At 46.1% G+C, this 12111-nt stretch carries 10 protein-coding genes; 6 read left to right on the forward strand and 4 right to left on the reverse strand.

Annotation, left to right across the window (positions count from 1 at the left end; all coding sequences use genetic code 11):
• The first annotated feature begins 9 nt into the window (after positions 1-9).
• Genes J3P40_RS17420 through J3P40_RS17430 form a run of 3 tightly spaced genes read left to right on the forward strand, consistent with a single transcriptional unit; the run spans position 10 to position 3755 of the window.
• On the forward strand, positions 10-1926 hold the full coding sequence (locus J3P40_RS17420) for an ABC-F family ATP-binding cassette domain-containing protein (protein WP_256007554.1): 1917 nt from the start codon (positions 10-12) through the stop codon (positions 1924-1926).
• 37 nt (positions 1927-1963) lie between these two features.
• Complete coding sequence (locus J3P40_RS17425) at positions 1964-3196, forward strand: type IX secretion system plug protein (protein ID WP_256007555.1); 1233 nt, start codon at positions 1964-1966, stop codon at positions 3194-3196.
• Positions 3197-3233: 37 nt separating this feature from the next.
• A complete protein-coding gene (locus J3P40_RS17430; protein WP_256007556.1) occupies positions 3234-3755 on the forward strand; it encodes an acyl-CoA thioesterase in 522 nt (173 codons plus the stop codon).
• A 3-nt stretch (positions 3756-3758) separates the two neighbouring features.
• On the opposite strand, the gene J3P40_RS17435 is transcribed toward J3P40_RS17430, so the two are convergent.
• On the reverse strand, positions 3759-4175 hold the full coding sequence (locus J3P40_RS17435; protein ID WP_256007557.1) for an EVE domain-containing protein: 417 nt from the start codon (positions 4173-4175) through the stop codon (positions 3759-3761).
• Positions 4176-4346: 171 nt separating this feature from the next.
• Here J3P40_RS17435 and J3P40_RS17440 point away from each other — a divergent pair, with 171 nt between their 5' ends.
• Positions 4347-4580, forward strand: coding sequence for a TFIIB-type zinc ribbon-containing protein (locus tag J3P40_RS17440; protein ID WP_370687737.1), 234 nt, complete (start codon positions 4347-4349; stop codon positions 4578-4580).
• Positions 4581-4586: 6 nt separating this feature from the next.
• Here J3P40_RS17440 and J3P40_RS17445 read toward each other — a convergent pair whose 3' ends face one another.
• A complete protein-coding gene (locus tag J3P40_RS17445; protein WP_256007559.1) occupies positions 4587-7235 on the reverse strand; it encodes a TonB-dependent receptor in 2649 nt (882 codons plus the stop codon).
• Between the two features lie 162 nt (positions 7236-7397).
• Between J3P40_RS17445 and J3P40_RS17450 the strand changes: the two genes are divergently transcribed.
• The gene (locus J3P40_RS17450) at positions 7398-7835 is read left to right on the forward strand and encodes a hypothetical protein (protein ID WP_256007560.1); all 438 of its coding nucleotides are present in this window, start codon (positions 7398-7400) and stop codon (positions 7833-7835) included.
• Between the two features lie 52 nt (positions 7836-7887).
• On the opposite strand, the gene J3P40_RS17455 is transcribed toward J3P40_RS17450, so the two are convergent.
• Both J3P40_RS17455 and holA read right to left on the reverse strand, forming a co-directional pair.
• Entirely contained in the window at positions 7888-10422 is a 2535-nt protein-coding gene (locus J3P40_RS17455; RefSeq protein ID WP_256007561.1) for a zinc-dependent metalloprotease, read from the reverse strand.
• A 143-nt stretch (positions 10423-10565) separates the two neighbouring features.
• Positions 10566-11591 (reverse strand): DNA polymerase III subunit delta, encoded by a 1026-nt coding sequence (gene holA, locus J3P40_RS17460; protein ID WP_256007562.1) that lies wholly within the window; start codon positions 11589-11591, stop codon positions 10566-10568.
• A gap of 57 nt (positions 11592-11648) precedes the next feature.
• Between holA and J3P40_RS17465 the strand changes: the two genes are divergently transcribed.
• Positions 11649-12110, forward strand: a complete 462-nt coding sequence (locus J3P40_RS17465) for a type I restriction enzyme HsdR N-terminal domain-containing protein (protein WP_256007563.1) — start codon at positions 11649-11651, stop codon at positions 12108-12110.
• Position 12111: the final 1 nt, after the last annotated feature.

Below are 12111 nucleotides of genomic sequence, written 5' to 3' on the forward strand. Positions count from 1 at the left end.
TGCGCCCAAATGATTTCAATAAACGACTTAACTTTTCTTATCGGCGCAAGGGCTTTGTATGATGAGGCGAACTGGCATATTAAACCGGGCGACAGGGTTGGACTGATTGGTGCCAACGGAACAGGAAAATCTACCTTACTCAAGATAATCGTTGGTGAATATGCGCCAACATCGGGGACAATTTCGATGTCGAAGGACTTAAAAATTGGCTACCTGAACCAGGATCTGCTTTCTTACGACTCTCATCATAGTATTCTGCATGTGGCCATGGAGGCTTTTGAACGTCAGAACCAGCTGCACGACGAGATCGAAGCGTTATTGAAGAAAATTGAGACCGACTACTCCGAGGAGGTGCTGAATAAACTAAGCGATAAACAGCAGGAGTTTGAGGCCCTTGACGGTTACAATATTGAATACCGGGCCAATGAAATCCTGGCGGGACTTGGCTTCAGCACGGAAGACCAGCAGCGTCCGCTGAACACCTTCTCGGGAGGCTGGCGTATGCGTGTTATGCTGGCTAAGATCCTGTTGCAGACACCGGACATACTATTGCTGGATGAGCCGACCAACCACATGGACTTACCTTCCATTAAATGGCTGGAAACCTACCTGATGGGTTTTGAGGGAGCCATCGTAATTGTTTCGCACGACAGATATTTCCTCGACAAGATCGTCAACAAAACGGTCGAATCAAGAAAGGGCAAACTGACCACTTATGCGGGCAATTACAGTTTCTACCTTGAAGAGAAAGCACTGCGTTCGGAAATACAACGGGGAGAATTTAAAAACCAACAGGCGAAGATCAAGCAGGAAGAACGTCTGATTGAGCGCTTTAAAGCTAAAGCCTCGAAGGCGAAAATGGCTCAGTCCAGAATGAAGGCGCTCGACAAGATGGAGCGTGTAGAGGATGTAGATGATGACAACCCGACGGTAAACTTCCAGTTTAAGTTTTCCAAACCCTCCGGCAGACATGTGGTCAGGATTGAAAATGCTACGAAAAGTTACCCGAACGTCGCCATTCTTAACGATGCTGAAGCAGTGATTGAGAAAGGCGATAAGATCGCACTTATTGGCGCGAACGGTAAAGGTAAATCTACGCTTTTGCGCATCATAGCGGGGACGGAATCTTTTAGCGGAAAGTGTGAAACGGGGCACAATGTAACAACTACTTTCTTTGCTCAGCACCAGCTTGAGTCGTTGCACCTGGACAACACGATCCTGGGAGAACTTCAGGCCTTTGCGCCTAAGCATACGGACACCGAACTCCGCGGGATATTGGGCTGCTTTTTGTTTACTGGTGATGACGTCTTTAAAAAGATACGCGTATTATCGGGCGGCGAGAAATCCAGGGTTGCGCTTGCGAAATCGCTTACCACGGATTCAAACTTCCTGATCCTTGACGAGCCGACCAATCACCTGGACATACAGTCGGTCAATATCCTGATCCAGGCACTTCAACAATATGAGGGTACGTTCATAGCGGTATCGCACGACAGGTATTTCCTCGACAATGTAGCCAATAAGATCTGGTTTATAGAAGATCAGAAAATTAAGGAATATCCGGGTACCTACGCGGAGTACGAAGAATGGAACAGTAAGCGTCCGCCGGCCAAGCCGTCGAGTATACCCGTACGGCCCGACAAGGAAGTGAAGAAAGTGGCTGAGGAAAAACCCGCTACTCCTAATCTCCAGCAGCAGCTGAAGAAACTGAACGATCAGCTGAAGAAGATCGAAACTGACATCAGCGACTTTGAAAGCCAGGTAAAAGCTATAGAAGCGGAGATCGCCGATGAACGCACTTATGCGGACTCAGCGAAATTAAATGATGCAAACACCCGTTATTCGGCCGCCAAGGCACTGCTGGATACCGCTCAGACGACCTGGGAAACGCTTGCTTCAGAAATCATGGAGCTCGAGGGAAAGTAATATGAGGGCGGCGATATGGGTTCTGTTTTTATGGCTCATGGCAACCGCCCATAGTGTTCCGGCCCGCCAGGCTTTTACTTTTGAAAACAAGGTATATCAGCCGCATATCGGGACTGTGCAATGCTATAATCTTAAGAAAGAGCAATGGATCCCTTTGGTTGTACTGGGGTCGGACGAGAAGTTGCTTTTTTCTTTCGACGATTTACGGGGCGGCTCAAGAATATACTGGTATACTATTGAACATTGCAGGTCAGATTGGCAATCCTCGGGTCTTTCTACGACTGACTACATGGAAAGACTGCCGGAGGATCGGATCACGGACTATAAGTACTCCTTTGGAACATTGCAGAAATATACCAGTTACGCACTGGCCTTCCCAAACGAGCAGGTCAGGCCTAAGATCCCGGGCAACTACCTATTGAAAGTTTACGAACAGGGGGATCAAAGGAAACCCGTCGTGTCTCAGCGCTTCTATGTGCTGGCTCCCTCAGTGAATATTAGCGCGGATGTGGTGGCTAGCCCCCAGGTAGCCTTGCGGCAAACGAATCAAAAGCTGAACTTCACGGTTTTTCACTCTTCACCTATTCAGAATCCGTATGCGGACCTCAAGGTGCTGGTCATGCAAAACGGCAATCCTCTGGCTACTAAACTCAACACACGTCCTCAGTTTATCCGCCAGGGCTCGCTGGTGTATACGGAGATGACCAGCAATGATTTTCCCGGACTAAATGAGTACAGGAAATTCGACATCCGCAGTCTGCGGTATAAAGCCGAAAATGTTCAGCAAATTGTGCGTGATACCGGAGTGAGGGTCAGGCTTTTCGCTGATTTAAAAACTGCGGGCGACAAATACAGCAACCGGATTGACGAAGATGGCAGATTTTATATCCGAAACCAGGATGGCCGGGACGACCGCACAGAAAGCGACTATGTGAATGTCTCTTTTACGCTCAACGCTGTTGCACCTACCGGGGATGGAGAAGCTTATGTGATTGGCCGGTTTAATAATTATCGGCTCGACGATGAATCAAGATTAACTTATGACGCCTCAAGCAAACAGTTTTCGGGCACAATGAAGCTTAAACAGGGACTGTACGACTACCGGTACGTGTGGGCCGATAAATCTACACATATGACAGACCAGGCAGTGTTTGAAGGCTCTTTCTATGAAACCGGTAACACCTACCAGGTCTTTGTGTATTACCGGCGGCCGGGTTCGCGCTGGGAGGAGCTGATCGGCTTTACGGAAACCGATACAAGGGAAAGGTAAATATGCCCTTTTGCCATAGATTACTTACCTTTGCCGCATGAATACACAAGGAAAGAGCCCTAAAGATTCCTTCACGATAATGAATGAGCTTGTGCTGCCCAACGACACCAATATGCTGCACAACCTGATGGGAGGCCGGCTGCTGCATTGGATGGATATTGCGGCGGCGATCACTGCACAGAAACATTGCAATCGGATTGTGGTCACGGCGTCGGTAGACAATGTATCATTTAAGCAGCCCATAAAACTTGGAGATGTGGTCACTATAGAGGCCAGGGTAACCCGTGCCTTTAACACCTCCGTCGAGGTCAGACTAGACGTATGGGCGGAGAATGTGCCCTCGGCGACCAGGAATAAATCTAACGAAGCTTATTTCACTTTTGTAGCACTTGATGCGGAAGGCAAAACAGTAGCTGTGCCGGAACTGGTGCCTGAAACGACCGAAGAAAAGGAATTATATGCAGGTGCCTTAAGGCGCAGGCAACTACGCCTGATACTCGGTGGTAAAATGCAGCCAAATGATGCCCTTGAATTGAAGGCGCTGTTCTTTTCAGAATAGGCGTTATTTTTCCGACATCTCTAATATCTTATCAAACTCCGAGGGTTTGAGCGACATCACCGATAATCGCCCCTGGCGAATCAGCGAGATGTCTTTCAGGCTTTCTTCTGCTTTGATCTGTTCCAGCGACACAGGATTTTTAAGTGTTTCTACCGGCGACAAATCCACCACCACCCAGTTGGGGTCCTCGGTGGTCGGATCCTGGTAATATTCACGTACTACTTTAGCTATGCCGACAACATGCTTACCTTCGTTGCTGTGATAAAATAATACCAAGTCGCCCTCCTTCATTTCTTTCAGATTGTTTCGTGCCTGATAATTGCGCACGCCGTCCCAGAAGGTACGCCCGTCTTCATTAAATTTCTCCCAGCTGTATTTGAAAGGTTCGCTTTTTACAAGCCAGTATTTAGTATCGCTCATGATCGTTTGTTGTTATGCAAATTTGATAAAATAGCCCGAGATAACCTCATATTAATAGTAATTCTCCCGGGGCTATATGCAATCACGACTTTAAACGTTATATTTAAAAACCTATAAATTAAATAAAAGAGCTATTCCATGAAATGTCCGTCTTGTAACGAAACACTCCTTATGAGTGAGAAAAAAGGTGTAGAAATTGATTACTGTCCGAATTGCCGGGGAATATGGCTGGACCGTGGTGAACTTGAAAAAATCATCGAACATTCCGCGAACCACTATGCTCAAAAAGACAACTACGAGCAGGACTACCGTAAATATGGATATAGTGATTATAATGATGATTATAACAAACGATATCCCCATAAAAAGAAGAAGTCGTTCCTGAATGATTTCTTTGATTTTTGATCCGGCCTACCGTCGGCCGCCCCACTTACTTACCCTGTAAGTAAATGAAAACATAAAATACCGTCCCAGGCGGTTTACCCGCCTGTCGACGGTAATGTTATCATACACGTCGTAAGATATACCTGTATTCTGGTTGAACAGGTCAAATCCATCTATTCTTATATTGGCCATGTCGTTCTTCATGAACCGGTATTCAGCATACAACCGCAACACCAACGGATTGCGCACCAACTGGCTCTCCAAACCATAGTTGATCACCTTAGAAAAATTATATCCCAACGTTATATCCTTAAAAAAGAAATTGCGCCCGTTAACGCCAAATTGCAGACGGTTGATCTGCCGGTCGTCAAAACCCTCAAGAGAATAACTGGTATGATTCTGAGAATACGAGGTCTCAAACTCCGTGTCCATGACGTCCTTAATATCGATCTCGAATTCAAGTTCCTGACGCCATACCGTATTTCTGCCAATATTTCGGTTATTATCAATAAAGTTTACATTGTTAGAGAGCGAACCACCCCCTGAATATGTCAGCGTATACTTTCTTTCAGCAAAAGGTTTGCTGTAGGAATACTCTGTACCCATATTGTAATATCCATCAGTGTTGGTATAACTGGTCACCTGATTTGCCGTGTTTGGGATCAGAACCTTGGTCGTTACAATACGGTCCTTGGTAATGTTATACCATGCCCTGGCATCAAGCAAGAAACCCTGCTTCCAGTCTGACTGCTTATAATGAGCGTTCATTGAATGGATAAATTCAGGATTCAGATCCGGGTTTCCAGTTACTGTATTCTGAAGGTTGGAATTGTCCGTGATTGGTTGCAATTGTAAAAATCCTGGTTGATTACTCCTTCCCCAATAATTGACGTCAAAAGATTCCTGATTGGAAAACTTATAAACGAACCTTGCATTGGGTATGACATTAAAGGTCTCTTTTCTGGTATCGATGTTCTGGCTAAGGTTCTGGCCGGTAAGCACCGCCGGCTGCACGTTAACGCCAAGAGTATAGTTAAGTTTCTCATCAATAAAGCGATAATTTAATCCAATGCGGTTTGTGATAAACTGATACTCATAATCGTTGCTCAGGTTTGGATTAAAAATCTCAGTACCACCTTCTACATCTCGTGTATATCTCGAGTTAGAGGTTGCTGATCGGTTCCAGTTATAACTTAGCTCAACAAAGGTTTTATTCCAGATGGGTTCCATGTACGAGCCGCCTGCATTTACCCCAAGATTGTCATTTGCGTTATCTATCAACTGGCTTTGCAACTGAGCCAGATCCGCTGTGTCGGGTACGACGGTCAGATAATCATTGAAAACATCTCTGAAACTGTCGCCCTGCGAATAGTTGACACTCCCCCAAAAGCTGAAGTTCCTGCCTTTTTTTGCAAATTTATGGTTGTAGAATACATTTGTCCGGCCATTAAAGTTGTTGCCATTACTAGCGTTCTGACTATTGCGATCGGTACGCAGGTTAGGTTGTGTGATCGATGAACCGCCGAAACTGCTCCCTTCATTTCCATTATAAGCAAGCCGCGGCGATATCTTCAGGTAATTCATGGTGTCGATCTTGTACTCCAGCTCACCTTCCAATTCATGGTTGAAATTCTTGTTGAGGTTATTATTACGCGCATCCTCTAACCGTATGAAAGAGTTTCCTAAAACGTCCTTCAGACTATGCCTCGTAAGTGAGGAACTTATGGTATTGTTCCGGTTGTTGTTGAAGTTGTAGCTTGCGTTCCCGGAAATCTTTTCGTTCCACTGGTTCTGATAGTTGGCGCCAAACGCGTTCCGGGTATTGATTCCGTCTCCGCCGCCGCCCCGCATATTTGCATTGTTAAAGGTGCCATGAAGAGAAGTCATCCGATCCTTGTTCTTCATATTGGCACGTATATTTGTGTTGTAGCGATCTTCGCTTCCCAGCCCTCCTGAGACACGTGCAAAATACCCCTTATCCTTATCAGGATCGATGGTTAGATTAAGTATCTTTTGAGGCTCACCGGTTTTTATCCCTGTTAGCTTGGCCTGATCACCATAATCATCTATGAACTGCAGGTTTTTAATGATATCTGCGGGTAAGTTCTTTATCGCAGTCGCCACGTCGGTACCGAAGTAATCTTTACCATTTACGCGAATCTTGGTAACTGGTTCGCCCTGATTGGTTACGTTACCGTCCTGATCCACCTTAATGCCGGGCAACTTTCTCAGCACTTCGTCGACAGCATCTCCTTCGCGTACGGGAAAGTGTGCGGCGTTATAGCTCACCGTATCTTCCGTTACCCGTACCGGCGGAGCTCCTGAAATCACCACTGCGTCGAGCGTGTTGCTTGAAGGCTGTAACATGACCGGGGCCAACGTTATGGTATTCCCTTTTTCGATGTTGTATTCCTTTGTGAAGTTCTTGAAACCAATAAAAGCGGCCGATAGTGTGAACTGACGTGCCTTTACATTATTGAAGCTGAACTTACCATCTCCGCTGGCCGACATAGCGACGCTGTCGGCCGCCCACTTTACACGCACCACGGCGCCCGGCAAAGGCAGGCCGGCGGTATCTACGACGGTACCTTTAACAGTAAATGTCTGCGCTTTGGCATAGTGTGAAATACCCGTAAATACTACGAGGAATAAAATTATCCGCTGAAAAAGGCCCATTCTGGTTGTGTGTGTCCCGCAAAAGTACAACAAGCTAGTACAAACGGTTTTAGAGTAATTAACATGTTACACATTTCGAGCAGTTTCAAGGTGCGATACAAGGTATTTAAGTTTCTCGGAAACCTCTGTCCGACTGGATTGTTGTTCCTTAAAAGACACATTATGGGAAAGCTTAAGAATCTCTTTGCAGGACTGTGTGGTGCGGTCGCTTTAAATATACTGCACGAGTCGTTAAAGCATAAGCGTAACACACCTAGGATTGATTTGCTTGGAGAACAAGCACTTCAAAAGACTGTACGGCATCTGGGCGGAAACATCACCGATGAGCAAGCCCTGTATAACGCAACGCTCGCCGGAGACATCATCTCGAATACACTCTATTACAGCATGATCGGCAGTAAAAAGCAATCCAATATCTGGCTCAAAGCCATCACAATGGGACTGCTTGCAGGAGTAGGTGCCGTTAAGTTGCCCGAACCGATGGGGCTTAACGAGAAACCCGTGGCAAAAACAAAGACAATATCTGCTATGACCGTAGGATACTATCTCTTCGGCGCGTTGGTTACGGCCGCAGTGCTCACAGTCTCGCGGAGGAAATAAAAAAAGGGCTGTCTTTAGAAAAAACAGCCCTTTTTTTTGGAATAAATTCAGGTTACCCTTTACCTTTTAAAGCATCGTCAATACGTTGCGACAAGTCTTCCAGGTGAAATTTACTCATCCCTGAAGCTGCTGGTGTAGCAGATTTAATCGCCGACGAAAGCTCTCTCAGCTGAGCCTTAGCCAGTGAGACGGCATCGCTTTGCATCACGTTAGAACCACCTCTGCCAGATGTGCTTCCCGCAGCAGGCGCTGGCGGCTCAAGCAAACTGATCACTGTGTTCACATACGTTTTTTGCAGGTTCCTGCGGTATACATCGATTTCTGTGTTCGACTTCAGCTCCGAGAATATTGAACCTTGCAAATCAGAGAACAGGTCTGTGATCTTATAAGCTGTAGGCCCGTCTGCTGCTTCGGCAGAGATAAGTTTGTTGAATGTGTTAGCGTTGACCAACCGGGCCAGGGCATTAATGTGCAAGCGGTTTGCTACCGATATCGGATCTTCGCCAATATTATCCAGCAGATTCTTATCGAGCAACCACTTCGGCGTGTTAAACACCTGAGCGCCCAGGAAATCCATCGCCTGCTTTTGGCGGGCGGCATTTACCCGGCTATACTGGGTGCCCGATTCCTCCATGGTTTTTGGCGTAGCATAAATACCACCAACATACTTAGCAACATGGCCTATATAGCGGCCAAATTGTCCAACCAGCTCACCATAAAGTGCTTTTGCATTATCGTAACCCTCATTGGGCTCTTTGCTGTACGCAAGAATATTTGGAACCAAACGCTTAAGGTTCTTGATCCCGTATTCCGACGCCAATACGGCATTGTCTCCGAGGTCTTCGCTCTGATTACGCGGATCGTTTGGATCAGTTTCTGTTCCAAACGCAAGTCTAGGATTTTCCGCAATTCGCTTAATAATCGTTTGGTTCGAGTATTTAGACTCATCTTCTGCCGTTTTATACTGAGGCAGCCACTTATAACCCCACTCTATCGCCCACATATCGTAATCACCGATTCGTGGGAAAATACCCTTCGCAGATATCTTATCTTCAGGTTGTGCAACGTAGTTAAAGCGTGCATAATCCATGATCGACGGCGTATGGCCGTTCTTCTCTACCCATTGCTTATCTCTAAGTTTTTCAACCGGAACTGTTGCCGAAGAACCAAAATTATGGCGTAATCCCAAAGTGTGGCCTACCTCGTGCGATGAGACAAAGCGTATAAGTTCGCCCATCAGTTTATCGTCGAATTTCATTTTGCGCGCACCCGGATCTATCGCCGCAGCCTGAATGATGTACCAGTTACGCACCAGTTGCATAATGTTATGGTACCAGTTGATATGCGTCTCCAGAATTTCACCGGTCCGTGGGTCGTGCACGTGCGGACCACTCGCATTTGGTATATCCGAAGGCTTGTAAACGATTACACTGTGACGCGCATCGTCAATGCTCCAGTTCGGATCATTTGGCGCAAGCTTAGCAACGATCGCATTTTTAAAGCCTGCTTGCTCAAAAGCCTTTTGCCAGTCGTTTACACCCTGGATCAGATAAGGGATCCACTTTTTTGGCGTTGCCGGATCAATGTAATAAACGATCTGCTTTTTCGGCTCCACAAGCTCTCCGCGCTTATATCTTTCTACGTCTTCTGGTTTAGGTTCTAGCCTCCAGCGCGTTATAAGCGCCTGATTCTTGATACCTTGCGGGTTAGAGTCGAAATCTACGTATCCTGTGGCGAAATAACCCACCCTGGCATCAAAAAACCTTGGCTTCATCTGCTTTTTTGGAAGCAGAACCATGGAACTGTTCAGTTCATAAGTTACCGGAGTCGGCGATCCGGCCATAGCGGGCGGCATGCCTGGAATCTGAGCAGGTGTTTTGGTATAAGTCTTCACCGTTCTGATTTCTATATTGGTTGGGTAAGACTTGATTTCCCTGATATAGGAGCGATCGTTTAACTGGTTGCTTAACGACAACGCTCTTTTAGCTCTTGACTCAAAAAAGAAAATTTCATTATCTCCATTCATATAATCTGTAACGTCGATTACGCTTCCTTTAACCTTAGTTACAGAATCGTTTGCCAGTGCCTTTATATCAAAAGACGCCACAAGAGGCTGAATGTTAGAACTCATCAACGAGCGGTACATGCCTTGCTCAGTAGAGTCAGCCGAGCGCTCGCCATAAGAGATCGTCCTGATGAAAATCTTATTCGCGGGGCCCTTTTCAAAGCTGATCACATTATCACCTATATGGTCGCCGCCATAGCCCATCATGGAGGCACGGTTTCCCGCAGCAGCTTTACTGATCCTGTTTACCGTAAGAATTTCACGGCCAAGCAGGGAATCTGCGATTTCAAAATAATACCGGTCCTGAACCTGGTGAACCTTAAACAACCCATGGTCCGTTTTGGCGCTGTCGGTGATCACCTGCTTGTAAGGCTTAGGCCCGTTAGTTGGTGCAGCCGGACGGTTCATGGCATTTGGATTAGCCGCAGCCGGCTTTGCAGGCGGAGTTGCAGGCTTGTCCTGGGCATTGACGTACGCAGCTGAGGCAAGGCCCAGCAATGTCAATAATACGTTCTTTTTCATTGTTGATCTAATAAGTTTGTTGGTGCTCTCAAAAACACAGGGTTGAGACCGGTGGCTTTGAAGCCCGTAAAGGTAAGCGAGTTAGCGGACAGAAAAAATTGCTGAATATAACTTTACAGTTACAAAGCGGCGAAGCAAGTGCCTCAGTGTAGAATTTTAAATAACAGCTCTTTAAGAAGTTCACCATCAGTAGTGTTTCCTGTACTGTCGACCCCTTTGCTCTTAAGGTCGTATTCGCGAAGCATACTGATAATCTCAAACACTTTGTTGACCGGGTAAGTGCGCGCCGCAGTTTCATAATCTTTCACAAAGAAAGGGTTCACGCCAAGTTCTTTGGCTGCATCTCCACGGTTTTGCAGGTAATGATACTTGAGGATTTTAGAGAAATAGGCATTCAGATTGGCCATCACCATAACCATGGGATTGGCCTTGGGATTGTCGGCAAAGTAATTGATAACCTGGTTGCATTTCAACACATTTCGCGTAGCCAATGCTTTCTGGAGTTCAAAAACATTGTACTCTTTACTGATCCCAATATTTTTCTGCACAAGGCCCGTGTCAATCACAACATCCTTTCCGATATTAAGCATCAGCTTCTCCACCTCATTAGCGATTTTGGAAAGATCCGCCCCAAGATACTCAGCCATCAGGGCAGACGCCTGCGGGTCGATTTTATATCCCTTTTCTTTCACAAGATCTTCAATCCAGGAGGCAAGTTTGTAATCGCGTACGGGATCCGACTGAAACACCAGGCCGTTCTTGTCGATGGCTTTATAAATCTTTTTACGCTTATCAAAGTTGGCATATTTATAGGCCAGCACCAAAATGGTCGCAGGCATGGGCTTTTCAAAATAGCTCAGCACAAATTCGGCCTGCTTACTGTTCCCCTCTACTTCTTTCGCCCACTTCAATTCCTGCGCCTCCTTAACGATCACCACCTGATAGTCCGACATCATCGGATAGCGTTTTGCCGCATTCATAATGGTTACCATGTCTGTATCCTTGCCGTATAAGACCGTTTGGTTAAATCCCCGCTCCATGTCATTGAGCGCGTTATGCTCTATATAACTCACAACCTGATCAATGTAGTAAGGTTCTTCACCATGAAGCAGGTACACCGGCTTAAACTTTCGGGATTTGATGTCTTTGATAATCTCAGCAGCAGTCATAGAATTGTTCAAACATAGCGGAAAACTTACATAATATTTTATCTATTTTTACAATATATGTCGTTTGTACCAACTGCCCTCAGTCTGCCGCAATATCCCTTCAGAATCACCTTGAAAGACTCCAGGCATTACATTTTTGATGAAGTACGCAGGAAACATCTGGTTCTCACGCCCGAAGAATGGGTACGCCAGCATTTTATTCAATATCTGATCAGCCGGAAAAACTTCCCTAAGTCACTTATACAGATTGAAGGCGGGCTGCAGCTCAACCGGCTGCAAAAACGAACAGATATTGTCATCTTTAATTCGCAGGGCGAAAAAATCATGATCGTTGAATGCAAAGCCCCTTCAGTAAAAATTACGCAGGCCACCTTCGACCAGGCTGCACGATATAATTCCGTACACAAAACCAGATGGCTTGTCGTTACAAACGGAATCAAGCACTGCTATGCACAAATTGACCATACACAAGGAAGCTTTGCATTCGTCGCCGACCTCCCTGAGTACACGTTGTTATAAG

Origin of the sequence: Pedobacter deserti (genome assembly GCF_024436415.1) — a bacterium.
GTDB lineage: Bacteria > Bacteroidota > Bacteroidia > Sphingobacteriales > Sphingobacteriaceae > Pedobacter > Pedobacter faecalis.